We start from the raw sequence: 24,908 nt of genomic DNA on the forward strand, positions 1-24,908 counted from the left end.
TGGAAGCCGTGGTCGCGACGATCCGTCACCGGTTGTCGTTGCCGGTCGGGACCAATGGCACCAGGAAGACGCCGGGCGGTTACCGCAGTAAGCGGGAGTGGCACGCCAAGTCCCGGCGCCTGGCCGCCCTTCAAGACCGGCTCACTACGGTGCGCGCCGACTTCGAGGCCGGGAAAGTCTCCGTGGTGCGTGGCGGTAGGCACGTGGCCCGCAACCGCCACCACTTGGACGCCACGGGGTTGGATCGATCTCAGTGGCGTGAGCGGTGGGAAGCGGCTCGTTGGTTCCTCCAAGCCGATGGGGAAACGGGGAAGCGGTTCGGTAACGAGACGATCCGCGTCAGTCCTGAGGGTGAGGTGTCGATTAAACTCCCTCGGCCTTTGGTCGGGTGGGCGAACGCACCGCATGGCCGATATGTGCTCTCCGGCGCGGCCGCCTTCGCACACCGGGGCCGGGAGTGGACCGAGCGGGTGAAAGCGAATCGGGCGGTGGCCTACCGGGTGCACCTGGGCGCGGAACAGGGACGCTGGTATCTGACCGCCTCATGGCAGATCGCGGCGCCAACGCAGACCCCTCTTCGGGCCGCCCTCACCGAGGGGGTGATCGGGGTGGATATGAACGCCGACCATCTGGCCGCTTGGCGTTTGGACACCCACGGCAACCCCATCGGGGACCCGCGCCGCTTCGACTACCAGTTGTCCGGCAGCGCCTCGCATCGCGATGCCCAGGTCAGGCACGCGTTGACCCGGCTGTTGCGCTGGGCGCACGGGTGCGGGGTGAAAGCGATCGCGGTCGAAGACCTGGACTTCACCACCTCCAAGACCCGAGAGAGGCACGGCCGTAGGAAAAGGTTCCGGCAGCTCATCTCCGGTATGCCCACCGCCAAGCTGCGTGCTCGGCTGACCTCGATGGCCGATGCCACCGCGGTCACGATCATCGCCGTGGACGCGGCCTACACCTCCAGGTTGGGCGCCCAGCACTGGCAAAAACCCACCACCACCAAGAGAAGGAAGACCTCCGGTCATGATGCGGCGAGCATCGCGATCGGGCGACGCGCCCAAGGACACCCGATCCGGCGACGGACGACACCGCCCCGCACCCACCAGAGCGATGGATGCGGGCCTCGGATCGTCCAGGCCGAACCGGGCGCTCATGGGCGTGAGGGAATCCGCCACCCCGGTTGGGAACACGCACACGATGCGCGCACCCCGACCCTGGGGGAAGACGAACGCGGAGGACCAGCGCATCCAACACCGTTCGGGACGCGCGCAGTACCAGGGGCGGCATCGGATGCCTCCCCTGCACACTGCTGAGGAACGGTGACCTAACCTGTTGGAGGCCGCCCCCAGGACCACGTCGAGCCGTGTCACGAACCCGAGGAACCACCTTGAACTTCAACTCCCTGTCCGCCCTGGCCTTCCGCGTGGTGGCCGTCTTCGAGGCCTTCACCTGGGTCGGACTGCTGGTCGGCATGTACTTCAAGTACCTGGGCAACGGCAGCGAGCTCGGGGTGCAGATCTTCGGCCCGCTGCACGGCGGGGCTTTCGTGGCGTACGGACTGGTCGCCCTGCTGGCCGCCTACCGATTCCGGTGGGGCGCCTGGCCGACCCTGGTGGCCCTGGCCGCGTCGGTTCCTCCGCTGGGCACCCTCCTCGCGGACTGGTGGTTGCACCGGACCGGACGCTTGGACCCCGAGCGCGCGGAGACCGTCCGCACGCCGGAACCGGTGGCCTGATCCCCACCATGTGAAACGAAGCCCCGAACGGGTCACGATTCTCTTCGTGACCCGTTTTTGTTGTTTCCGATGAACACATGAATCCCACGGGTCGCTTCAGCCACAGGAGGCCACTCCCTTACCTCAGAATGGTCTTCCCGAGAAGGGGTGTAAAAGATCTACATGATGACCGGTAACGGACAACAGAAACTTTCATTGGACCCTTTGCGTACCGGGTGGGATCCATGTTCTGTTGTGACCGGCAAGTAACCCCCGAACCGAGAAGGGCCTCCCCCGCATGTGTGAGCAACACGAACCCGCACGCCGCACGCTCCTACAGGGAGCGGCCGTCGCGTCCGGCGCCGCCCTGCTCGCGGGCACCGGCGTGGCCACCGCGAACGCCGAGACCCGGGCCGCGGCGGCCGAACCATCGATGTACTTCCGCGCCGACTGGAACGCCCGGCCCCCGTCGAGCCCCGTCCAGGTCCTGGCGGCCCCGCCCACCCACGTGGTGGTCCACCACACCGCGACCCCCAACAGCACCGACTACTCCGAGGCCCACGCCCTGGCGCTGTCCAGATCGATTCAGAATTACCACATGGACAGTCAGGGCTGGATCGACGCGGGCCAGCAGTTCACCATCAGCCGCGGCGGCCACCTGATGGAGGGCCGCAACCTCGCCGTCGTGGCCGTCCGTGAGGGCACCCACTGCGTCGGTACCCACGTGGCCGACTACAACGGCACCACCGTGGGCATCGAGAACGAGGGCACCTACATGGAGGAGGGCCCCACCCAGGAGCTCACCGACAAGCTCATCGAAACCCTCGCCTGGCTGTGCGGCACCTATGGTCTGGACCCGCAGCAGGCCATCGTGGGGCACCGCGACTTCAACTCCACCGCGTGCCCGGGCGACCAGCTCTACGCGATGCTGCCGGAGCTGCGCAACGCGGTGGGCGGCCTGATGGCCACCCAGGGCATGGAGATCGGCACCGCCCGCGTGCCGGCCGAGGACCGTCCCACCTACCCGCCGGTCCCCGAGGACGAGCCCCAGCGCGAGTTCTTCCACGGTCCCGGCCGCGGAGCCGACGACTTCACCCGCTGACCACCGAACGCGACGACTCCCCGCTCGTCGTCGACACACGCCCGTGAACCCTCGCGGGTGACAGGGGGCGGCGCCACCGGAAAGGCGCCGCCCCCTTCTTCGTGCCCGCGTCGGACACCCCCGTTTTCCGTCGGTGGGTCCCGCTAGTGTCGGAGCGCTCGACATTGGTGGAAGTGGAAGGCGTGGAAGGGGAACCGGAGATGGTGTTCGAGGAGCCGACGGAGGAGTTCACGTCCACCGAGGGCACGGTGCGATGGCGGGTGATCGGTTCGGGAGAACCCGTGGTGCTGCTGCACGGCACCCCGTTCTCGTCCTACGTGTGGCGGGAGATCGCCGGCGCCCTGTCCCACCGGTACCGGGTCCACACCTGGGACATGCCCGGGTACGGCGCCTCGGAGAAACGCGCCAGCCAACAGGTGTCCCTGGCCGCGCAGGGGCGGGTGTTCACCGAACTGCTCGCCCACTGGGGGCTGGACCGGCCCCGGGTGGTGGCGCACGACTTCGGCGGGGCGGTGGCGCTGCGCGCCCACCTGCTGCACCACGCCGCCTACTCCCGGCTGGCGCTGGTCTCCCCCGTGGCGTTGGCCCCCTGGGGATCGCCGTTCTTCCGCCTGGTGGGCGAGAACACCGAGGTGTTCGAGCAGCTGCCACCGGCCCTGCACCGTGCCCTGGTCACCGAGTACGTGAGCTCGGCGAGCGCCGTCGGACTGCTGCCGCGCACCCTCGACGCGCTGGTGGACCCCTGGACCGGCGCGGAGGGACAGCCCGCGTTCTATCGGCAGATCCAACAGGCCGACCAGGCGCACACCGATGAGATCCAGGGGCTGTACCCCGACCTGGACCTGCCGGTGATGCTGGCCTGGGGTGAGGAGGACACCTGGATCCCACCGGAGCGCGACCACGAACTCGCACGGCTGATCCCGGGCGTGCTCACCCGCCCCATCGACGGCGCCGGTCACCTGGTCCAACTGGACGCCCCCGCCCGGCTCACCGCCGCCCTGCTCGACTTCCTCCAGGACTGACCGCCGCCGAACCGACCGGACCCGCACCGCGCCGGGCGATCCGCAGTGCGTGTGACAGCTGTCATCGGAAAGTGCGTCGATACCGCACTTGTGGGTGGTCACCGCTCCCAGCGAGCATCGAAGCATGAACCCCACCCCCCAGAGAACGGACCGTCCCGGCCACCTCACCTCCCCCGCCCTGGGCCCACGTGTCCGACTCATGGCCACGTGGGCCCCGGTCCTGTTCCTGCTGTGGCCGGGGATCGCCCTAGTACTGGAGCCGGCGGTCTCCTGGGCGGTACCGGTCGGGCTCACCGGCCTCACCCTGTTCGGCGCCCTGTTGGCGCTGGTACTGCACCACAACATGGGCTCCCCGCACAGCGCCCGCGCACCATCGGCCCTGGTGGTGCTGGTCGTCATCGCGATCGCCCTGGTTCCGGTGATCGGCCCGGTGTGGCTGCTCACCGCCTCCTACGTCCTGGTGGCGGTGGGGGTGCTCACCCTGTCCGCCCGTTGGTGGCCGGTGGTTCTGGGCGCGGTCCTCGCGAGTGATGCCCTGGCCCTGATGTACGTGCTGGACTCCCCCGACCGGTTGCCCGGTGTCCTGGCACAGATCGGGGTGTTCGGCCTGCTGATGATGGCGGCCTACCGCATGGTGCGGTTGAACGAGGAGGTCATCGCGGTGCGAGCCCGCCTGGTGCGGGCGGCGGCCACCGAGGAACGACTCCGTATCGCCCGGGACATGCACGACGTCCTCGGCCAACGGCTGAGTCAACTCTCCCTGCAGAGCGAGCTGGCGCGTCGACTGTTGCGCACCGATCCGGACCGGGCCGATGATGTGTTGACGGAGGTCTCACGGGTGACCCGGCAGACCCTGGGCGAGGTGCGTCGGACCCTGAGCGGGTACCGGTCACCCTCACTGCACGGGGAACTGGAGACGGCCGAGGCGCTGCTGGACGGTGCCGGGATCACTCTGGTGCGGGAGATCTCCGGTGACCCGTTGAGCGACCGGCTGGACACGTGCGCCGCCTGGCTGGTCCGCGAGGGCGTCACCAACGTGGTCCGCCACTCCCGCGCCCGGACCTGCACCATCCGGATCTCCTCCGAGCACACGGGCACATCGGTGTGGGTGGCCGATGACGGCCCCGATCAGGACGAGCGACCACCCGGTCCCCTCCCATGGGGTCTGGGCCTGTCCGGGCTGCACGAACGAGTGGTGGCCGAGGGCGGGTACCTGGAGATCGAACCAGGCCCACCGGGCTTCGTCCTACACGCTCACTTCCCCCTGGAGGAACGGTGATCCGGCTTCTCATCGCCGAGGATCAACACCTGGTGCGCGGCGCCCTGGCCGCACTGCTCGACTTGGAACCCGACTTCGAGGTGGTCGCCCAGGCCGCCGACGGCACCGAGGCCGTGGAACTGGCGCTGCGGGAACGGCCGGACGTGGCGCTGCTGGACATCGAGATGCCGGGCCTGGACGGAATCTCGGTCGCGGAGCGGCTGCACACGGACACCCCCGAGACCCTGTCGATGATCGTCACGACCTTCGGACGCCCCGGCTACCTGCGCCGGGCCATGGACGCCGGGGCTCGGGGGTTCGTCCTCAAGGACACCCACCCGGACCTGCTGGCCGGCCTCATCCGGCAGATGGTGGGCGGCGCCCTGGTGGTCGACGGCGAGCTGGCCGTGGCCTCCCTGGAGTCCGGCCCCAACCCCCTCACCAGCCGGGAGCGCGCGGTCCTACGCCAAGCGGAGGGAGGTGGGAGCGCCACCTCCATCGCGGCGGCGCTCCGGCTCTCGGAGGGCACCATCCGCAACTACCTGTCCCGCGCCATCGGCAAGATCGGTGCGAGCAACCGGAACGAGGCCGCCCGAGCCGCCCGGGACAAAGGATGGCTCTGAACCGGACCGGCGGGTTACCGGTGGGACGGATGTGGAATGGTGTGCGATGAGCGGTACGAGAAGTGCCGCAGGTCAGCCATGATGGACAGGAGCTCACATGCCCCAACGAGTGCAAGGTGTCATCTCACGCGCCAAGGGAGCGCCGGTGGAACTCACCACCATCGTCGTCCCCGACCCCGGGCCCGGCGAAGCTGTGGTGCGGATTCAGGCGTGCGGGGTCTGCCACACCGACCTGCACTACCGCGAGGGTGGGATCAACGACGAGTTCCCCTTCCTGCTCGGCCACGAGGCGGCCGGGACGGTGGAATCGGTCGGTGAGGACGTCACCGGCCTCGAACCGGGCGACTACGTGATCCTGAACTGGCGGGCGGTGTGCGGCCAATGCCGGGCGTGCGCCCGGGGTCGCCCCCAGTACTGCTTCGACACCCACAACGCGAAGCAGAAGATGACCTTGGAGGACGGCACCGAACTCTCGCCCGCGCTGGGCATCGGCGCGTTCGCCGAGAAGACCCTGGTGGCTGCCAGCCAGTGCACCAAGGTGGACCCGACCGCCTCGGCGGCCGCGGCGGGGCTGCTCGGCTGCGGGATCATGGCCGGAATCGGCGCGGCCGTCAACACCGGCGGAGTCACCCGCGGTGACTCGGTGGCGGTCATCGGCTGCGGCGGGGTCGGCAGCGCCGCCGTCGCCGGGGCCCGGTTGGCCGGAGCGAACCGGATCATCGCGGTGGACCTGGAGGACCGCAAGCTGGACTGGGCGCGCGGCTTCGGCGCCACCCACACCGTCAACGCCTCCCAGGCCGATCCGGTCGAGGCGATCCGGGAACTCACCGGCGGGTTCGGCGCGGACGTGGTGATCGACGCCGTCGGGGTCCCCAAGACCTACGAGCAGGCGTTCTACGCCCGTGACCTGGCCGGCACCGTGGTGCTGGTGGGGGTGCCCACTCCGGAGATGAAACTGGAGCTGCCGCTGTTGGACGTGTTCGGTCGTGGCGGATCGCTCAAGTCGTCCTGGTACGGCGACTGCCTGCCCTCACGCGACTTCCCGATGCTCGTCGACCTCTACACCCAGGGCAGACTGGACCTGGACGGATTCGTCACCGAGGAGATCGGCATCGGTGACATCGAGGAGGCCTTCGCTCGCATGGAGCGAGGCGACGTTCTGCGATCGGTGGTGCGGCTGTGAGTCAAGCGCGAGTGGAACACCTGACCACGTCCGGGGTCTTCGCCTTGGACGGCGGTTCCTGGGAGGTGGACAACAACGTCTGGTTGATCGGTGACGACGATGAGGTCGTGGTCATCGACGCCCCGCACGACGCCGACACGATCATCTCGGCGGTGAACGGGCGCCGGGTGGTGGCGGTGGTGTGCACGCACGGCCACAACGACCACGTCAACGCCGCTCCGGCCCTGGCGGACGCGGTGGACGCACCCATCCTGCTGCACCCGGAGGACCGGGTGCTGTGGGACATGACCCACCCCGACCGCGCCCCCGATGGGGAGCTGGCCGACGGCCAGGTGGTGAAGGTGGCCGGTACCGAACTGCGGGTCATCCACACCCCGGGGCACGCACCGGGCGCGGTGTGCCTGTACGCGCCGGGGGCGGGGGTGCTGTTCAGCGGGGACACCCTGTTCCAGGGCGGCCCGGGGGCGACGGGTCGGTCGTACTCGGACTTCCCGACCATCGTGGCCTCCATCCGGGACCGGTTGCTGTCCCTGCCGGAGGAGACCGTGGTCAACACCGGACACGGTGACTCCACCACGATCGGTGCGGAGGCCCCGCACCTTCAGGAGTGGATCGACCGGGGGAACTGAGTCCCGGTCCGGCATTCCCGGAGCCCCGCACCGTTCCGTCCGTGTGCGGGGCTCCGGCGTTCTCTGTTCAGTCCAGGAACAGTTCGGCGACGACCTCGCCGTCGAAGACCCGGCCGGTGTCGTGGAAGCCGAGTTTGCGGTAGAACTCCGCCGGGCCGCCCTCCCCCGGCACCCACATCACGGTGACCCGCTTGTTCCCGCGACCGCGCGCCTCCTCCAGAAAGGCCCGCACCGCGAAACTTCCGTATCCCTTTCCCTGTTCCCCCTCGGCGACGTTGAGCCGCCAGATACCGCACTGGAAATCGGGTTCGTCCTCGTCGGGGGCGAAGTCGGCCATGACGAAGGCGACGGGGCGGTCGCCGTCCAGGATCAGGCGGGTCCACACGGTCTCGCGGGAGGCGTAGGCCTCGGCCAAGGAGGTGACGACGGGGGCGACGAAGGTGTTCTGGTCCTTTCGGACCTTCACCTTCATGGCGGCTTCGACGTTGTCGGGGGTGATCTCCACGGCCTGGAGAGGGGGATTGCTCATCCGGACACCGTAGAGGTCCACCCCGACGGTTCCCACCCGTTTTCCGCGCCCGGACACGGGTGCGCCCCGGGACCGGGCGGTCCCGGGGCGCACCTCTTCGTGCCGAGGATCAGGCGGCGCCGTCGACGGCGGCCGACCAGTGCAGGGCCTGCCCGACCTGACCGAACAGGCCCTTGGGGTGGTTGCGGAACAGCGGTTCGGTACCGAACAGCACCACCGCCGCGCCGGGTTCGGCGACCCCGCTGACCACGGACGCCTGTCCGGCCGCGTCCTGCTGACCTCCCGTGCCATCGGCTCCGGGCCGCCAGTGCCCGGCGACCAAGGGACTCTCGGTCGCGTAGGACTGTTCGACCGTGACATCGGGGCCCAGGTCGGTGAACCAGCCGGGCGAGTACACGAACCCGTACCCGCCGGTCCCGCCCAGCACCCCATTGCCGTCGTCCACGCGCACCACACCGTTGGCGTCGGATCGACCCGCGTCGCGGGTGGCGTCCAACAGGCCGGCCGCGTCGTTGAAACGGGCCCCGGTCGCGCCGCGCGCCACGACCCCGCCCCGCTCCAGGAACGTGTCCAGGGCGGCTCGCGCGTCCTCGTTCAGGTCACCGTGGACCAGACCGCTGGACACGTACAGCACGTCGATGTCGGACCAGTCGAACCCGTCGTTGAGCACGGAGGTCGACACCGTGGTGACGTCGAATCCCAGCTCACCGAGGGTGAAGACCTCGTCCGCGGCCCCGGCCACGGCCGCCCGGACCTGCCCCAGAACGGGACCGTCCGGTTCGGTGTCGGCGGCGGTGAACACCGCGCCGTGGCGTTCGGAGACCTCGGCCACCGTGTCGGCGGCCTCGGAAGGCACCCACACCGTTCCCTGATCTGCGTGGACCGGCTCCACCCCGGCCTCGACCAGGTCGTTGAGCGCGGCGACGTCGGCGGCGTCGTCCAGTCGCAGGTTCCAGTCACCGTCGCCGTCCACCCTTCCAGTGGGGTCGGCGACCGCCACGGCGGTGCCGGCGGGCGGTTCGGACTCGGTGGCGGTCACCGTGGCGCCCCACAGGCGTCCGTGGCTCCACCCGGAGATGTCGTACATCGCGTCCACGTCGTCGCTGATGTCGCGTCCGTCCTCCAGTAGGACGTTGGCCATGCCGCGTTTGGGCTGATGCATGTCCACGACGTAGGACCCGGCCGGGTAGGCGATGCCGTCCAGCTCGAACCCCTCGTCGGCGCGCTGGACGCGCACGTCGTTGGCGACGAGGAAGTCGACCAGGCGGGCGGCGGCCGGCGCGGACCTCTGTTCCTCCCCGGCGGGGATCACGTATCCGCGCGGGAAGTCGGTGGTGTACACGTCCTCGGGGCCGAAGCCCGGCACCCAGTCCTTCGGCGGGACGATCTGTTCCTCGCCGTTCGCCCCGCGACGGAACACCTCGATCTGGTCACCGACCAGTTCTTCGTGGTTGTCGTGGGCGTAGTCCAGGGTGGCTTCGATGGTGGCGGCGGAGATGTCGGTGTTGATCGCGCTGCGCCGCCGCAGTTCCTCCTCGGGCAGGTCGTAGTCGGCGTTGTTGACCCGCATCGGGAACTCGATGGTGGCCGCGGCGACCGCACCCTGGTAGGGGGCGAACATGGGGGTGAAGATGGGCGGCCAGTCGTCCCAACCGTCCTCCCAGTCCCGGAAGGGGATCTGCGGGGGTTCCACCCCGTCGTCCTCGGGGCTGTACCCCAGGTCGAGGACGGCCTGTTCCATCTCGATGGCGTTGGCGTAGGTGTGCTTGATGAACAGGTCGTACTCGTAGTTCTGGCCGTGCGGTGGAGTGGTGGGTTCGATGAGGGTGCCGTTGACGTACCCGTGCTGGTCGATCATCACCACCGGCTGGGTATCGATCATGACCTGGCGGATCGCGGCGGACTCGGGCTGGGAGACGGTGACGAAGTCGCGGTTGAGGTCGAATCCGGCACCGTTGGCGCGGGTGCCCGCCACCCGACCGTCGGGGTTGGCGGTGACGGTGAAGTACAGGCGTGAGGACCCCAGCAACTCCTCGGTCCGCTCGTCCTCGGCGGTGGCCAACTCCTCGATGATGCGCAGCGAAGCGTCGGTTCCCTCCCACTCATTGCCGTGGATGTTGGCGTTGACGTGCACGGGGGTCTTGTACCGGTCGATCAGGGTGTGGTCGCGGGCGGCCCGGTCGGGGTTCTCGGCGATCAGCTCGCGCATGCGCCGCTGGTGCCGGGACTCGGCGCGCGTCTCGGGTTCGGTGAGGGTGACCAGGTACAGGTCGCGTCCCTGCACCGACTCACCGATGATCTCGGCGCTGACCCGGTCGGAGGTCTCCTGTAGGTCGTTGAGGGTCGGTGCGATGTCGTGGAAGGGGGCCAGCCCGAGTTTGACGGAATGGTCGTCGGGGTCCTCGGGCGGGACTGGAAGGTCGTTCCGGCGCGGGTAGGCGGCGTCCGCCTCGATCCCGGGCACGGACGGGGGCGCGGCCAGGGGTTCGGCGGTCAGGGACTCCGCGTCGGCGGCGATCTCGTTGCGCTCGGAGCCGTTGGCGTCGTCGCGGGGTTCGGCGAGGGCGGGCGCGGGTGCGGCCATCAGGGAGACGGCCACGAACGCGGCGGTGGCTCCGGCGAGCGTTACGGGACGGGCGGTGCGGCTACGGTCCGGTCTCGGATCGGGGGGAATGTGCACGGACTCCTCCTGTGGTCTTCGACGTTCCTACCTTTCCGCCGGGCAGGCCACAAGACGCCCAGAGTCGACTTTCCACACTCACCCGTGACCTCCACCGGAATGTCGGTGTCCAGGCCTAAGGTGCGCACCAGGACCCGCACCCCGGCCCGGATCAGGAGCTCACCCATGACAGAGCATCTCCCCACCAGCACCGAAGCGCTGATCGACGCCCCCGCCGGGGACTGGGCCGCGGTGCTGCGGGAGCTCTCGGAGACGGCCGTCACCTACTGGCTGACCGTCACTCGTACCGGCTCCGCCCCGCACACCCGGCCGTTGCTCGCGGTGTGGTCGCGCGGTCTCCCCCACTTCGTGTGCGGTCCGGACACGACGAAGGCGCGGCTGCTGGGCGAGGGGGCGCCGGTGAGCCTTGCCGTGTCCACCGGCCGCTGGGACGTGGTGGTGGAGGGCCGGGTGGAACGGGTGGGCGACCCTGAACGGGTCCGAGCGGTCGCCGAGACCTACCCGGTGGTCCACGGATGGGCGCCGCTGCCCGAGGGCGACCTGTTGGTCGGCCCGGACGGCGCTCCCACCGCCGGTCCCCCGCCCTACGCGGTGTACTCGGTCTCGCCGCGCACCGTGTACGCCTTCCCCACCGACGCGACCGCCCACGGCCCCACTCGCTGGCGGTTCGCCCCGCCGGAAGGCCCATGACCACGGTCGTGGACACCCTCATCCCCTGAGTGGCGGGGCTTGTAGGTGAGGACCGGGGATCGCGGGGTAGGTCTTCCGAAGAGTTCGAGACCCCGACGATCGCAACAGCCCCACCCCCGGGAGGCAGTAGTGCGCATCAGTATCGTTCTTTCCGTCCTCGTCGTGCTGTGGTTGGTGATCGGTGTGATCGCGGCCTTCCAACGCGGCTACTTCAGTCCGGCGGACACCAACTGTTCGACGCTGAGCAGCACCGTGGTGACTGTTTTCGTCGGCCCGCTCAACTACGTCGGGGTCAACCCGACCGTCGAGTGCCCGACGGTCCCCCAGCCCTCGGAGTGAGGGGCCACGAAACGGGGTGCCGTTTGGGGCCGCGCTTCCGTAACAGGCAGGATGTCGGTTATGGATGTTCTCAGCAGCCGCGTGATGATCCACCCCACCGATCCGAAGCGCAGCCGTTCCTTCTACCGTGACGTGCTCGAACTCGGCGTGCATCGCGAGTTCGGGCCACCCGACGCCCCCGGAACCGTGTTCTTCCTCGGCAACGGCCTGCTGGAGGTGTCCGGGCACGCCGAATCCTCTGGGGTGCCGTCGATGTCGCTGTGGTTGCAGGTACGCGACGTGCACGCCGAGTACGCGCGGGTGATAGCCCTGGGCGCCCGGGGGTTGCGTCCCCCGCAGAAGGAGTTCTGGGGTCTGATCGAGGCGTGGATCGCCGACCCGGACGGGGTCCGCATCGTCCTGGTCCAGGTTCCCGACCACCACCCGTTGCGCCGGGACCAGCGCGAGTTCTGATCCCTCTACCGGGGGCCGTCGAACCCGATTCCGTCGGCCCCCGTCACTGGTGTCCCCTCCCGCGCCACGCGGTCGAGAACATCCGGCCGCGCGGTGAACTCTCCCGCGCGGCGGCCCCGACGTGGCCCGGACTCCACTTCGCGACGACACGCCGCGTCACGCTCCGTCACCGACCCGTCCGGCACGGGCAGACTCTTTACCGTCCGGTGCCGCCCCTCGCCGGCCCGGAGGACCTCCCCTCTCCTCCCGCGTCCCCGCGAACGACGACACCATGCAGAGAACGGAGTCCATGTGCGATCCGAGTGGCCGGGAGTAGGGGCACTTGTCAACAGGTGGAACGCGACCCGCCGAGCCCGCGCCGAAGAGGACCGGCAGCGGGAAACCGAGCGGGCGGAGAACGTCCCCGTCGACGAGGACGCCGAGGCACGGGACGACACCAGCGCCGGTGACCTCCTGCGCGTCGCCAGCGACACGTGCTGGCGGCTGCTGGTCATCGGCGTGGTCGCCGGTCTGCTGGTCTACGGAGTGGTCCACCTGTCCGTGGTCACGCTCCCGGTGATCATCGCGGTGTTCCTGACCGCGTTGCTGATGCCATTGGCCAACCGTCTGCGTCGGCCCAACATGATCCGACGCGCGGGGTTCGGCCGGGGCACGTCCACGACCCTCACCCTGTTCGTGGCGTTGATCGTCTACAGCGCGACCGTCGTCCTGATCGTGACGCCCGCCGTCGCCGGCTTCGGCGACCTGGTGGACAGCGTCACCCAGGCCATCACCCGGATCAGCGAGGTACAGCTGCCGTTCGGGCTCGATCCGGCCCTGCTCACCCAGGCCATCGACAACGCCTGGGACCAGGCCAGATCCCTGATCTCGAACAACTCCGACCAGATCCTCAGCGGCGCCTGGACGGCGACCACCGCCGTGTCCCGGATCGTGCTCGGGATCGTGCTGATCCTCGTCCTGACGATCTACTTCCTGCACTCGGGCGACAAGCTCATGGAGTGGATCGCGCGACTGCTGCCGCCCCGTTCCCGCCCGGTCCTGCGCCACTCCTCCCGAGTGACCTGGGACGTCATGGGCCACTACGTTCGGGGGGTGGCGCTGGTGGGCCTGTTCGACGCGGTGGGCGTCGGTATCGCGCTGGTCCTGCTGATCGACACCAGCCTGGCGATCCCGCTGATCGTGCTCACCTTCGTCGGGGCGTTCCTGCCGGTCATCGGCGCGTTCCTGAGCGGTCTCCTGGCCGTCCTGGTGGGACTGGTGACCGAAGGCTGGATCGTGGCACTGATCATCCTCGGCGTCGTGCTGCTGGTACAGCAGTTGGAGAGCAACGTCTTCGCGCCGCGCGTCTACGGTCGAACCTTGGACCTGCCCTCCGCCGTGGTGTTGATCGCGCTCACCGTCGGCGGTTTCCTCGGCGGCATCGCGGGGTTGTTCCTGGCCACCCCGGTCGCCGCGGTGTTGGCGGCGCTACTGCGCGAACGTCCCGTGTCCAAACCCGACACGGAACCCCACGATGCCCCCGAGAGCACGTCTTCGCCCTAGCGCACCGAAGCGGGTTCGGTGGCGGACGCGTAATCTGGCCCCATGCTCAAGCGCGAAGGTACCGACCTCGACGTCGACGCCATGCTCCGGGACCTGCGGACGCTCGTGGAGGTCGAGTCCCCCTCCCGGGACCTCGCCGCTCTGCGGAGGTCGGCCGAGGCGGTGGCCGCGCTGGTCGAGCACCGTCTGGGCGGACACGCCACGCTCGTGGACGGCCCGGCCGGGACGCACGTGCGCTGGTCGGGCGGGGGTACGCCCCGGGTCCTGGTGCTCGGCCACCACGACACGGTCTTTCCCCTGGGCGCCCTGGAGCACCGCCCGTTCCGGGTGGAGGGCGGCCACGCCACGGGCCCCGGGGTCTACGACATGCTGGGCGGCCTGGTGCAGGCGGTCCACGGTCTGGCCACGTTGGCGGACCTGTCCGGGGTGGAACTGCTGGTGACCGCCGACGAGGAAGTCGGCTCGCACCACTCGCGGGCGCTCATCGAGGAGCGGGCGCGGGCGTGCGGCACGGTGCTGGTGTTCGAGGGCGCCACCGAGGACGGGCACCTGAAGGTCGCCCGCAAGGGCTGCGGAACGTTCGAGGTGGCGGTGCGCGGTCTGGCCTCGCACGCCGGGCTGGAACCCGAGGCGGGTGTGAACGCGCTGGTGGAGGCGGCCCACCAGGTCCTGGCGATCGCCGCGTTGGGTCGCCCGGAGGTGGGCACGACGGTGACGCCGACCGTGGCCGCGGCGGGGACCACCGACAACGTGGTGCCGGCGGAGGCCACGATCGTGGTGGACGTGCGTGTGCCCTCCGCGGCGGAGAAGGACCGGGTGGAGACGGCGTTCGCGAACCTGAGCCCGGTCCTGGCGGGCGCGGAACTCACGGTGACGGGTTCGGTGAACCGGCCGCCGATGCCGCCGGAGGCGGCGGCGGAGCTGCTGGCGAAGGCCCGAAGGTCGTTGCCGGGAGTCGAGGGTGTGGCGGTGGGCGGTGGTAGTGACGGCAACTTCACCGCCGCGTCGGGCGTGCCCACGTTGGACGGGTTGGGCGCGGTCGGGGGCGGCGCGCACGCCGACCACGAGTACCTGGTGGTGGACTCCATGGTCGAGCGCGCGCGGCTGGCCGCCGATCTGGTGAGGGCGATCCGTACCTGACCCACGGAGTCGCCGGTTCAGACGAGTTCGGCCAGGAGGGGGATCTGGTCGGGGTCGGCCAACGCCGAGCCGACCGCCACCATCCGTGCCCCCGCACCGAGGTATTCCCGCGCGTTGTGGGCGTCCATGCCTCCGGTGGCGACGATCCGTACGTCGGGGAAGGGTCCGCGCATGGCACGGAACCACTCCGTGCCGAGCACCGTGGCGGGGAAGGCCTTCACCCAGTGCCCGCCCGCCTTCAGCACCCCTTGGACGTCGCTCGGGGTGGCCACTCCGGGCAAGTGGGGCAGGCCCGCCGTCTCCGAGGCGGCCATCACCTCGGTGTCGAAGCCGGGTGCGACCGTGAAGGCGGCGCCGGCCCGGGCCACGGCGTGGACCTGCTCGGTGGAGATCACCGTGCCCGCGCCGACGGGGTGACCGCGTTCGGCCCCGGCCCTGACCGTCGCACGCAGCGCCTCCAGCCCCGATTCGTCCCGGGCGGGCACCTCGATCGCGGTGACACCCAGGTCCCAGGCTCGTTCGGCCAACGCGACGGTGGTATCCACGGGCATCCCGCGCAGGATCGCCAGCACGCTGTGTCCGCCGAACAGGCCGTCCAGTCCCTCATCACTCATGGTCGTCTCCTCTCATCGCGGCCATGGCCGCGGAGGCTCGGGCGGTCCACCGCTCGTCGGGGACCGCGAACAGTTCTTCCACCTGCTCTGGAGGGGGCGGGTCGGCGAGGTCGCCGGTCACCCGTAGGACACGTCCGGCGCACAGGTGACCCAGTCGTAGGCGCCCCCGGGAGTCGAGGCCGCGCAGCTCACCGGCCAGGTAACCCGCGGCGAACGCGTCTCCGGCGCCCACCGGTTCGACGACCTCGACCGCCGGCGCGGGCACGTATCGTTCCGTGCCGCCACCGAACTCGGTGGCCCCGTGTTCGGCGTCCTTGACCACCAGGCGGGCCACGTCGGGCAGGAGTGCGCGCACGTCGCGTGCGGTGGCGGTGCCCCACAACTCCTCGGCCTCGTCCCTGCCGACGAGGACGAGGTCGGCGAGTCGGGCCAGTTCCAGGAGACGGGTGGCCGCCCGCCCGGCCGGCCACAGCCGAGGCCGGTGGTTGACGTCGAAGCTCACTCTCAGCTCGGGGTCGGTGAGCAGCCGTTCGGCGAGGGCGTCGCACGAAGGGGACAGCGCCGGGGTGATGCCCGACAGGTGCACCGTCCCGGCCGACCGGACTTGAGGGTGATCGGCGAGTTCGGGGCCCAGCGCCGAGGCCGCCGATCCCGCACGGTAGTAGTGGACCGTGCTCCCCGAAGGGGAGGGATCCTTGGCCATCAGGCCCGTGGGCCGGTCGGGGTCGATACGGACACCGGACACGTCCACGCCCCGCTCCCCCAGGCTCCGCGTGAGGGCCCGCCCGAAGGGATCGTCGCCCACGGCGCTCGGCCAGGCGGCACGATGGCCCAGGGCCGCCAGTCCACAGGCGACGTTGGACTCCGCCCCCGCCACACCCATGCTCAGGTGCGGCGCCCGGTCCAGGGGGACCGGCTCGGTCGCGGTGAGCAGCAGCATGGTCTCACCGACACAGGTCACCTGTGGGGTCATCGGTTCCCTCCGAAGTGCCGGACCGGTGGGGCCCCGACGTCCACGGGGACGGAGAAGAGCGCGCCGTCGAAGGGTCCGGGGCGGCTGAGGCCGATCGTGGCGGAGGTGACGAACAGCCGTGGCTCCGGATCGTCGACGACGCACACGCTCGTGGGTTGGGCGGCGGGCAGGGCGACCACGCGTTCCAGGGTCCCGTCGGGGTCGTAGCGGTGCACCCTTCCCGCGCCCCAGACCGCCACCCACAGGTGTCCTTCCGAGTCGACCTGCATCCCGTCGGGGTTGCCCCCGTCGACGTGGGCGAAGACGGACCGGGCCGCGGGTTCACCCGTGGCGGAGACCTCGTAGGCGTCGATCCTGCCCGCGGCGCTGTCGGCGAGGTACATGCGGGCGCCGTCGGCGGTGAAGGCGGGCCCGTTGGGGATCGTGTAGCCCTCCAGGACCCGTGTGACCCCGCCTTCGGGGTCGGCTCGGTAGAGCGAACCGGCGCCGGGTGTGCCGTCATAGGCCATCGACCCCGCCCAGAACCTGCCCCGGGGGTCGCAGCAGCCGTCGTTCATCCTCATCGGCGTGGCCGCGCCGTCCTCGGGTCGGGCCAGCCACCGGGGCCGGTCGCCCGCGGCGATCAGCGCCACCCCGGTGCCCGCCGCGGCGACGTAAGTCCCCGGCCGGTCCCGTACCGGGGCGACGGCGCCCAGGGGTACGTCCAGGTCGACGAGCACCTCGGCCGGCCCCGGTAGACGAGGGTCGAGTCGCAAAAGCCTGCCGGTGAGGATGTCCACCATGAGCAGGTTCGGGCCTTGAAGGCGCAGTCCCTCCCCCAGTTCGAAACGGTCCGTGCTCCACGCTTCGTTTCGCATGTGCGTCACCTCCTCACCACTCCGCGAAGGAGCCGTCGTCATGGGTCCACAGCGGGGGCCGCCAGCGGTGGCCCCTCCGGTCCGCCCTGCGCACGGCGTCCTCGTCCACGTCCACGCCCAGCCCCGGGGCGTCGTTGCGGTGGATGTGCCCGTCGGGGAAGGCGAAGACCTCGGTGTCCAGGACGTAGTCGAGCAGTTCGGCGTCGCGGTTGTAGTGGATGCCGATGCTCTGTTCCTGGATGAGGAAGTTGGGGGTGGCGAAGGCGACCTGGAGGCTCGCCGCCAGGGCCAGGGGCCCGAGTGGGCAGTGCGGGGCCAGCAGGACGTCGTAGGTCTCGGCCAGGGAAGCGATCCTGCGCACCTCGGAGATCCCTCCCGCGTGGGACAGGTCGGGTTGGGCGACCGCGATGCCCGCCTGGAGCGCGGGGAGGAAGTCGGTCCGGCTGAACAGGCGCTCCCCCGTGGCGATGGGCACGGGGCTGCTCCGCACGACGTCGGCCAACAGGTGCCCGTACTCGGGGAGCACGGGTTCCTCCGCGAACATGGGGCGCAGTGGCTCCAGCAGAGGCAGGACCCGGCGTGCGGTGGCGGCGTTGAAGCGCCCGTGAAAGTCCACGGCCACGTCCCGGTCCGGGCCCAGCACCTCGCGCACTCCGGCCAGTCGTTCCACGATGCCGTCGATCTCGCGGACGGTGGCCGAGCGGCCCACCACCCCCGAGGCGTTCATCTTCACGGCGGTCAGACCGGACTCCACGCGCGCGGCGACCGAGTCCGCCAACTCCGCCGGGTCGTCGCCGCCGACCCAGCCGTACACGCGCACCTTGTCGCGGACGGGTCCGCCCAGGAGTCGGTGCACGGGGACGCCCAGGCTCTTGCCCGCGATGTCCCACAGCGCCTGGTCGAGCCCGGCGACCGCGCTGGACAGCACCGGTCCGCCCCGGTAGAAGGCGGCCTTGGTGAGTCGCTGCCAGTGGTACTCGATGGGTGCGGGGTCCTGACCCAGAAGGAGTTCGGACAGCTCCTCCACCGCGGCCCGCACGGTCTCCGCCCGCCCCTCCACCACGGGCTCGCCCCAGCCGACGATCCCGGCGTCGGTCTCCACCCGGCACATCAGCCACCGGGGCGGGACCAGGAAGGTCTCGATACGGGTGATTCTCACTGTGGTCTCTCCAGTCGATCTTCGGACGCGTCGTACTCGGTGACGCGAAGCTGGTCCGCCCTGGCCTGGGCCAGCAGGGAGCGCATGGCGGACTCGGCGGCGAGGGGGTCTTTGGCGATGACGGCCTCGGTGACCGCGCCGTGGCTGGGCACCGGGTCGTCGTGGGCACCCCCGTGGACCAGGCGGTCGCGTTCGGACAGTCCCGCGGCGAAGAAGACGTCCGTGCGGGTGAACAGCTCGTTGTGCGTGGCGTCCAGCAGGGCCCTGTGCCAGCGCAGGTCGGCCCGCACGGCCGCTTCGGCGGGACCCTGGACCGAGGCGGCGATGTCGGCGAGCGCGGCGCGCAGCTCGACGACGTCGGTGTCTCCTCGGCGCCGGGCCGCGAGCCGGGCGGCTGCGGGTTCCAGGGCGTCGCGCAGTTCGGCCAGCTCTTCGAAGAAGACGTCGCCCGCCCCGGCGGCGATCCGCCACCGGACCACGTCCGGGTCGAGCAGGTTCCAGTCGCCCCGCGGACGCACGAACGTCCCCTTCTTCTGCCGAGAGCCCACCAACCCCTTGGCCGCCAGCACCTTGATCGCCTCGCGGAGCGCGGTCAGGCTCAGGTCGAGCTCCTCGCTGAGCGCGACCAGGTCGATCGTCTCCCCCTCGCCGAACCCGCCGGAGAGCAGTCGCTCACCCAACAACCGCACCGTCTGGCCGTGCACACCGCGTCCCGAGTAGGCCGCCATCACTTCCTCCGTTCCAGGCGCCGGATCACGAAGACGCCTTGTAGATACTCCACCCTCCGTCCACCGGGACGCTCACCCCGGTGACGTAGGAGGCCTCTTCGGAGGCCAGGAAGGAGATGACGGAGGCGACCTCGGCCGGGTCCCCGAAACGGCCCGCGGCGGTCTGAGCGACGCTGGCGCGACGGTCCTCCTCCCCCACCCCCTCCCAGGCGGCGGTGAGCACGGGTCCGGGCAGCACGCAGTTGACGCGCACGTTCGGCCCGTACTCGACGGCGAGTTGGCGGGTCAGGGCGGTGAGACCGCTCTTGGCGGTGGCGTAGGCCGGTCGGCCGGGCAGCCCGAACCAGGCGTGCACCGAGGAGGTGACGACCACGCTGCCCTCGTTGGCGATCAGGTCGTCCAGGCAGGCGCGCACCCCCAGGAACGCCCCGGTGAGGTTGACGGCCAGTTGGCGTTCCCAGGAGGCGAGGGTGGTCTCGTGGGCAGGTGCCTCCTCGAACGTGAAGGCGTTGGAGACGAGGACGCCCACCGGTCCGAAGGCGCCGCGGGCCTCGGCCACGACACGGTCCCAGGAGGCCTCGTCGCTCACGTCCGCCCGCACCGCCAGCGCGCGTCCGCCCTCCGCGCGGATGCGCTCGGCGGCCCCCTCCAGGCGCGGGGACAGGTCGGTCAGGACCACCGCGGCCCCCTCGGCGGCCAAACGGCGCGCGGTGGCCTCGCCGATGCCCTGTGCCGCGCCGGTGACCACGGCGGTCACCCCGTCGTGCCTGCTCTTGGTCATGTCTCTCCCTTACGGTACGAACTCGACGTCGGTCGCGGTGTGCTCGTCGGCTCCGGGGACCGGGCTCGCCCAGCGCGTCGATTCCCCCGGTTCGGCCTGGGCCACGATGTGCCCGGAGGCCCGGTGGACGAGAGCGCCGGAGCGCAGGGCGGTGAAGGCCCCGGCCAGCCGCCCTCCCCCGGAATCGAACCCGACCCAGTGCGGCGGTTCGCTCCAGAAGCCGTCGGGGGTCACCTCGGTCACCGCTTCCGTCCCCGCGCCGAAGCCGACCTCGATGCCCAGGGTCGCGCGCTCTCCCGGCGCGAGCTCGGTGAGCGGGCCCAAGGCCTCGACCTCGGTCACCCGGTCCACTGGGCACAGTCCGCCCAGGTGTTCCAGCGGTCGCTCCACCGGCACTTCCGACCAGACTTCGGCCCGGGACCCCGAATCCGGGTAGTCGGCGCCTTCGCTCACGTCGAAGCGCTGGGTGAGCGTGCCCGCGGCGCCCACATGGGCCAGCCACCCGGACGCCGTGGGAAAGCCGACCTTGCCGACGACCTCCGGAGAGGGCACCCGCATCACTCGGGGCGTGTGTTCCTCGACCCGCGGATTCCCGTTGCCCGCGACGAGTTCGACGGTGTGGGGACCGTCCCCCTCCACGCCCACGAAGACGCCACCGGTGTCCCGCCTCGCGCCGGGAGCTCCATCGATCTGGGTGACGTTCCACAGCGCCCACCGGCGGACGGTGTCGGAGACGTTGAGCGCCTCCAGGTCCAGCCGGTAGCCGGCGGCGCCCGGTTCCAGGGTCAGCCGGCGACGGAGGCGCAGGCCCGACCTCGGGTCGTCGGCGCTGGTGAGGGTGAGCGTGACGGAACCGTCCGGGGCGGAGGCGGTCTCGGCGGCGTAGTGGCCCGAGTCCAGGACGGGGTCGGGCGGACCGGCCCACTCCTCGGGGCCGTCCCACCCCTGGGGCGCGGGCCAGGTCTTGTCACCGCCGACGTTGTTCCAGGCGCTCATCGGCCCGTCCACCGGACCGAGCGCCACGCCTTCCACGGGCCGCAGGTCCTCGTCCAGCAGACGGGGGTTGCGGTACAGGTGCTCGCGTCCACGATGGCGCACCGAGAGCACCCGTCCGCCCAGCCCGGGGGCCGCGACCAGTCGGATCACACCGTTGTCGAGCTCGATCCGCTCGCACGTGCCCACGCCTTGGAGCCGGATCTCGACGGGGTCGATCATCCTTCCTCCCGGTTGATCAGGCACACCTTGCCCCGGCTCTCGCCGGCGGCGAGCCGATAGGCGGTGTCGGCCTCGGTGAGGTCGAAGCGGTCGGAGACCACACGTTGCGGGGACAGCCCCCAGCGGACCAGGTTCACCGACAACTCGGCCATGGCCGGCAGCGAAGTCACCCAGGAGGCGTACAGGGTGAGCTGCTTGTGCAGGAGGGTGTCGGAGACCTCGGTCTCCAACGTGCCGCCCTCGCCGACCAGGGAGACCCGACCCCATTCGGCCGCGTTCTCCAAGGCCAGGGATCGACCCGCGCGCGATCCCGAACAGTCGATGACCGTCGCCGCGCCCCGGCCGGAGGTGGCCCGGCCGATCTCCTCGGCCGCCGTCTCCGGGGCGGCCAGGACGTCGAAGACGTCCAGGGTGGCGGCCCATTCACGGCGCCGCTCGTTGGGTTCCACCCCGATGACGCGGGTGGCGCCCATGCCCCGGCCGATCATCCCCGCGGCCAGGCCGACCGGCCCCAGGCCGACGACGAGCAGGTCTCCGTCGCCGTCGACCCCGATGCGCCGCAGGCCCTCATAGGCGGTACCGAACCCGCAGGCGATGAGCGCCCCGTCCACGAAGGTGAGCTCGTCGGGCAGGGGGACGCAGGTCGACTCCTCCGCCAGCAGGTACTGGGCGTGGCCGCCGTCGCGCTGCCAGCCGTAGGAGGCCCGACCCGGGTCCGTGCAGCTGATCATGTAGCCGCGGCGGCAGTTGTCGCACAGCCCGCAACCGGCGATGTGGTAGACGATGACCCGGTCGCCCGGACCGAACCTGCGGCAGCCCGGGCCGGCCTGGACGATCGTCCCCGAGGGCTCGTGACCGGCGATGACGCCGCGGTAGGCGGGCCCGTCGACGCCTCGGTGGGTCTTGTGCTCGTGGTAGATGTAGCCGATGTCGCTGCCGCAGATGCCGGAGGCCCCGACCTTCAGCAGGACCTGTCCCGGTCCGGGCTCGGGCACGGGCAGGGTCTCCACGACCGCGGTGGAGTCGCCGGGCAGACGCACCCCGCGCATGGTCCGGGGCGGAGTGTTCGGGTCCTTGGCGTTCATGTCGGTGTTCCCCCGTTCGGGTCAGGCGAGTCGGTTGGCGGCGCTGCGCCGGCTGATGATGACGTTGATCAGGACGGCCCCGACGATGATGAGGCCGCGCACCACGTCCTGGAAGAAGGAGTTGACTCCGAGCAGTACCAGGCCGTTGGCGATGACGGTGATGAAGACGACGCCGAGGAAGGTACCGCCGAGCGAGCCGCGCCCACCGGCGAGCGCGGTGCCCCCGATGACGACGGCGGCGATGACGTCGAACTCCAGCCCCGCCGCGGCGCCGCCGTTGCCCGAGCCCAGACGGGCCGCGAGCAGCACACCGGTGATGGCGGCGAGCAGCCCGGTGGTGGCGAACAGCAGGATGCGCACCCGGGCCACGTTGAGCCCGGCCAGCTGTGCGGCCGCCGCGTTGCCGCCGGTGGCGTACACGGACCGCCCGTAGGCGGTGTACTTGGCGACGTAGGCGAAGACCGCGAACAGCACGAGCATGACCAGCGCGGCGGTGGGCACGCCCAGGATGGATCCGCCGAGCACGTCGAACACGGCGCTCTCGGGCAGCGGCACGGGTAGCGCGTCGGTCATGTACAACGCCAGGCCGCCCAACACGCTCCACAGGCCCAACGTGGTGATGAAGGAGGGCACGTTGAACCGGGCTCTGAGCCACCCGGCGAGTGCGCCCCACAGCAGACCCATGGCCAGGGTGAGCAGGATGGCGCCGAGCACGCCCAGATTCCACTCCGTGGCGCCCTTGGCGACGATGACCGAGGCGAAGGCGACGGCCGGGCCGATGCTGATGTCGATCTCCCCGGCGATGATCACCAGGGTGACGCCCCAGGCCGCGATGCCGATCGTCGCGGCGTTGCGCAGGAGGCCGAGTTGGTTGTCCATGCTCAGGAACCCGGAAGCGGAGAACCCGAGGATGACGTAGAGGAGGAGGATGGCGGCCAGGAGGCCGATCTCGTTGAGGCGGTGGCCGTAGCGGCCGATGAAGTCGCCGCGGGCGGAGACCGCTTCGCCGGTGACCTTGGTCGTGGTGGTCATTTCTACCTCGCCGTTCACGCCGCCATCGCGGCGGCCATGATGTTGTCCAGGGTGATGTCTTCGCCGGTGAACTCGCCTTCGAGGCGTCCTGCGCGCAAGGCCAGCACGCGATCGCACACGAGCGGCAGCTCCTCCAGTTCGCTGGAGACGAAGAGGACCGCGGCGCCCTGCTCCGCGAGTTCACGGACGATCGCGTAGATCTGGGCCTTGGCCTCCACGTCCACGCCGCGGGTGGGTTCGTCCAGGAGCAGGATGCGGCTTCCGGCGTGCAGCCAACGGCCGATGACGGCCTTTTGCTGGTTGCCGCCGCTGAGGTTGACGATGGGTGTCTCGGGTGTGGCCGCCTTGATGGACAGGCGGTCGATGAGGTCGCGTCCGAGGGAGGAGACCCGCGAGGGGAGCACGGTCCCGGCCCGGGAGGCCCCTCCGTACCAGGTCATGATCATGTTCTCGGAGACTCCGAGGAGGGGGACCACGCCCTCTCCCTTGCGGTCCTCGGGGGTGATGCCCACTCCCAGACGCCGCATGGTGCGCGGGGTGGGGCGTGCCACCGGCTCACCATCGACCGCCACGGCGCCCCGGGACGGGGTGAACCCGGCCAGCGCGCGCAGGAGTTCGGTGCGCCCGGATCCCATGAGACCACCCAGCCCCAGGACCTCCCCGGGGTGCAGGTCGAAGGAGACGCTCTCGACCTTGGGAGGGACCGCGAGGTCGCGGACCGACAGCAGGGGCGTGTCCGAGAGGGGGCTCCGGCGCCGTGGCGCCGCTTCCGCCTCCTTCGCGCGTTCGCCGAGCATGAGCGAGACGATGCGCTCGGTGGTGGCGCCCCGTACCGGCACCGTCTCCACGATGGCGCCGTCGCGCATGACGGTGACGGTGTCGGCCACGCGGCGGATCTCGTCCAGGCGGTGGCTGACGTAGATGACGCCCACCCCGCGTTCGGCCACCCGCGAGACCGCTTCCAGGACGGCCTCCGCCTCGGCCGCGGCCAGGGCGCTGGTGGGTTCGTCCAGGATGAGGAGTCGGGGCCTGGATCGGAAGGCGCGGGCGATCTCGACGAGCTGTTGTCGAGCCAGGGGCAGCTCTCCGACGCGGGTGCCGGGCGAGATGCGCACGCCGAGTTCGGCGAAGATCTCCTCGGCACCGGACGTCATGGCCGCGTAGTCGATGCGTCCGTGTTCCTTGGGCCAGGACCCGAGGTAGAGGTTCTCCGCGGCGGAGAGCTCCGGGACCAGGCTGAGTTCCTGGTAGACGGTGCCCACGCCGAGCTCCGCCGAACGGCGGATCCCTCCGTCGCCGAGGAGGAGGTCGCCGATCTCGATCTCGCCCTCGTCGGGTGTCTCCACTCCGGACAACAGACGGATCAGGGTGGATTTGCCGGCTCCGTTGCGGCCGAGCAGGGCGCGGACCTCTCCGGCCCGGACCTCGAAGTCCGCGTGGTCCAGTGCGGTGACTCCGGGGTAACTCTTGGTCGCGCCGCGCACGCGGGCCACGACCTCGGTGGCGGGCGCCGCCTCGGTGGGGTTGTCGCTCATGGGTGCTCCATGGGTGGGACGAAGG

The 24,908-nt window shown here is 70.7% G+C and carries 25 protein-coding genes; 13 read left to right on the forward strand and 12 right to left on the reverse strand.

The genetic code is table 11. The annotated features are described in order from the left end of the window. The 8 genes from BQ8420_RS08830 to BQ8420_RS08865 form a co-directional block, all read left to right on the forward strand. The coding region (locus BQ8420_RS08830) for a transposase (protein WP_200815862.1) at positions 1-1,313 on the forward strand (1,313 nt) is incomplete at its 5' end. Between the two features lie 74 nt (positions 1,314-1,387). Beyond that, a complete protein-coding gene (locus BQ8420_RS08835) occupies positions 1,388-1,735 on the forward strand; it encodes a DUF3817 domain-containing protein (RefSeq protein WP_087097383.1) in 348 nt (115 codons plus the stop codon). Positions 1,736-2,012: 277 nt separating this feature from the next. Further along, complete coding sequence (locus BQ8420_RS08840; RefSeq protein ID WP_087097350.1) at positions 2,013-2,816, forward strand: peptidoglycan recognition family protein; 804 nt, start codon at positions 2,013-2,015, stop codon at positions 2,814-2,816. 200 nt (positions 2,817-3,016) lie between these two features. Then, positions 3,017-3,838 (forward strand): alpha/beta fold hydrolase, encoded by an 822-nt coding sequence (locus tag BQ8420_RS08845; protein ID WP_087097384.1) that lies wholly within the window; start codon positions 3,017-3,019, stop codon positions 3,836-3,838. A gap of 124 nt (positions 3,839-3,962) precedes the next feature. Then, positions 3,963-5,117: a sensor histidine kinase gene (locus BQ8420_RS08850; RefSeq protein ID WP_087097351.1), complete on the forward strand. Its 1,155-nt coding sequence runs from the start codon at positions 3,963-3,965 to the stop codon at positions 5,115-5,117. Beyond that, positions 5,114-5,719 (forward strand): response regulator transcription factor, encoded by a 606-nt coding sequence (locus BQ8420_RS08855; protein WP_200815863.1) that lies wholly within the window; start codon positions 5,114-5,116, stop codon positions 5,717-5,719. Before BQ8420_RS08850 ends, BQ8420_RS08855 begins: the two co-directional genes overlap by 4 nt. 97 nt (positions 5,720-5,816) lie before the next feature. After that, positions 5,817-6,902, forward strand: coding sequence for an S-(hydroxymethyl)mycothiol dehydrogenase (locus BQ8420_RS08860; protein ID WP_087097353.1), 1,086 nt, complete (start codon positions 5,817-5,819; stop codon positions 6,900-6,902). After that, the gene (locus BQ8420_RS08865) at positions 6,899-7,531 is read left to right on the forward strand and encodes an MBL fold metallo-hydrolase (RefSeq protein ID WP_087097354.1); all 633 of its coding nucleotides are present in this window, start codon (positions 6,899-6,901) and stop codon (positions 7,529-7,531) included. Before BQ8420_RS08860 ends, BQ8420_RS08865 begins: the two co-directional genes overlap by 4 nt. A gap of 67 nt (positions 7,532-7,598) precedes the next feature. Here BQ8420_RS08865 and BQ8420_RS08870 read toward each other — a convergent pair whose 3' ends face one another. Together BQ8420_RS08870 and BQ8420_RS08875 are read right to left on the reverse strand one after the other, a co-directional pair. Continuing rightward, positions 7,599-8,060, reverse strand: a complete 462-nt coding sequence (locus tag BQ8420_RS08870) for a GNAT family N-acetyltransferase (protein WP_087097385.1) — start codon at positions 8,058-8,060, stop codon at positions 7,599-7,601. Between the two features lie 109 nt (positions 8,061-8,169). Next, the gene (locus BQ8420_RS08875; RefSeq protein WP_235006011.1) at positions 8,170-10,740 is read right to left on the reverse strand and encodes a M14 family zinc carboxypeptidase; all 2,571 of its coding nucleotides are present in this window, start codon (positions 10,738-10,740) and stop codon (positions 8,170-8,172) included. A gap of 165 nt (positions 10,741-10,905) precedes the next feature. Between BQ8420_RS08875 and BQ8420_RS08880 the strand changes: the two genes are divergently transcribed. From BQ8420_RS08880 to BQ8420_RS08900, 5 genes are all read left to right on the forward strand, one after another. Further along, the gene (locus BQ8420_RS08880) at positions 10,906-11,430 is read left to right on the forward strand and encodes a pyridoxamine 5'-phosphate oxidase family protein (protein WP_200815864.1); all 525 of its coding nucleotides are present in this window, start codon (positions 10,906-10,908) and stop codon (positions 11,428-11,430) included. 129 nt (positions 11,431-11,559) lie between these two features. Then, positions 11,560-11,769, forward strand: coding sequence for a hypothetical protein (locus tag BQ8420_RS08885; protein ID WP_087097355.1), 210 nt, complete (start codon positions 11,560-11,562; stop codon positions 11,767-11,769). Positions 11,770-11,829: 60 nt separating this feature from the next. Then, a complete protein-coding gene (locus BQ8420_RS08890; protein ID WP_087097356.1) occupies positions 11,830-12,222 on the forward strand; it encodes a VOC family protein in 393 nt (130 codons plus the stop codon). Positions 12,223-12,513: 291 nt separating this feature from the next. Beyond that, a complete protein-coding gene (locus tag BQ8420_RS08895) occupies positions 12,514-13,764 on the forward strand; it encodes an AI-2E family transporter (protein ID WP_087097357.1) in 1,251 nt (416 codons plus the stop codon). Positions 13,765-13,806: 42 nt separating this feature from the next. Then, positions 13,807-14,904, forward strand: coding sequence for a M20 family metallopeptidase (locus BQ8420_RS08900; RefSeq protein WP_087097358.1), 1,098 nt, complete (start codon positions 13,807-13,809; stop codon positions 14,902-14,904). A gap of 17 nt (positions 14,905-14,921) precedes the next feature. Here BQ8420_RS08900 and BQ8420_RS08905 read toward each other — a convergent pair whose 3' ends face one another. From BQ8420_RS08905 to BQ8420_RS08950, 10 genes are read right to left on the reverse strand one after another with little or no spacing between them, the layout of a single operon-like run. Further along, positions 14,922-15,518, reverse strand: a complete 597-nt coding sequence (locus tag BQ8420_RS08905) for a bifunctional 4-hydroxy-2-oxoglutarate aldolase/2-dehydro-3-deoxy-phosphogluconate aldolase (RefSeq protein ID WP_087097359.1) — start codon at positions 15,516-15,518, stop codon at positions 14,922-14,924. Beyond that, complete coding sequence (locus BQ8420_RS08910; RefSeq protein WP_087097360.1) at positions 15,511-16,491, reverse strand: sugar kinase; 981 nt, start codon at positions 16,489-16,491, stop codon at positions 15,511-15,513. The genes BQ8420_RS08905 and BQ8420_RS08910 overlap by 8 nt, the downstream gene beginning before the upstream one ends. Beyond that, positions 16,488-17,348 (reverse strand): SMP-30/gluconolactonase/LRE family protein, encoded by an 861-nt coding sequence (locus BQ8420_RS08915; RefSeq protein WP_087097361.1) that lies wholly within the window; start codon positions 17,346-17,348, stop codon positions 16,488-16,490. The genes BQ8420_RS08910 and BQ8420_RS08915 overlap by 4 nt, the downstream gene beginning before the upstream one ends. Positions 17,349-17,361: 13 nt before the next feature. Further along, complete coding sequence (gene dgoD / locus BQ8420_RS08920) at positions 17,362-18,507, reverse strand: galactonate dehydratase (protein WP_087097362.1); 1,146 nt, start codon at positions 18,505-18,507, stop codon at positions 17,362-17,364. Further along, the gene (locus BQ8420_RS08925) at positions 18,504-19,235 is read right to left on the reverse strand and encodes a FadR/GntR family transcriptional regulator (protein WP_087097363.1); all 732 of its coding nucleotides are present in this window, start codon (positions 19,233-19,235) and stop codon (positions 18,504-18,506) included. Before BQ8420_RS08925 ends, dgoD begins: the two co-directional genes overlap by 4 nt. A 25-nt stretch (positions 19,236-19,260) precedes the next feature. Continuing rightward, a complete protein-coding gene (locus BQ8420_RS08930) occupies positions 19,261-20,016 on the reverse strand; it encodes an SDR family NAD(P)-dependent oxidoreductase (RefSeq protein WP_087097364.1) in 756 nt (251 codons plus the stop codon). A gap of 9 nt (positions 20,017-20,025) precedes the next feature. Further along, positions 20,026-21,231, reverse strand: coding sequence for a DUF4380 domain-containing protein (locus tag BQ8420_RS08935; protein ID WP_087097365.1), 1,206 nt, complete (start codon positions 21,229-21,231; stop codon positions 20,026-20,028). Continuing rightward, on the reverse strand, positions 21,228-22,316 hold the full coding sequence (locus tag BQ8420_RS08940; RefSeq protein ID WP_087097366.1) for a zinc-binding dehydrogenase: 1,089 nt from the start codon (positions 22,314-22,316) through the stop codon (positions 21,228-21,230). Before BQ8420_RS08940 ends, BQ8420_RS08935 begins: the two co-directional genes overlap by 4 nt. Positions 22,317-22,337: 21 nt before the next feature. Continuing rightward, positions 22,338-23,348 (reverse strand): ABC transporter permease, encoded by a 1,011-nt coding sequence (locus BQ8420_RS08945; RefSeq protein WP_087097367.1) that lies wholly within the window; start codon positions 23,346-23,348, stop codon positions 22,338-22,340. A gap of 14 nt (positions 23,349-23,362) precedes the next feature. After that, complete coding sequence (locus BQ8420_RS08950; RefSeq protein WP_087097368.1) at positions 23,363-24,883, reverse strand: sugar ABC transporter ATP-binding protein; 1,521 nt, start codon at positions 24,881-24,883, stop codon at positions 23,363-23,365. Positions 24,884-24,908: the final 25 nt, after the last annotated feature.

This window comes from Nocardiopsis sp. JB363 (assembly GCF_900143625.1).
Taxonomy (GTDB): domain Bacteria; phylum Actinomycetota; class Actinomycetes; order Streptosporangiales; family Streptosporangiaceae; genus Nocardiopsis.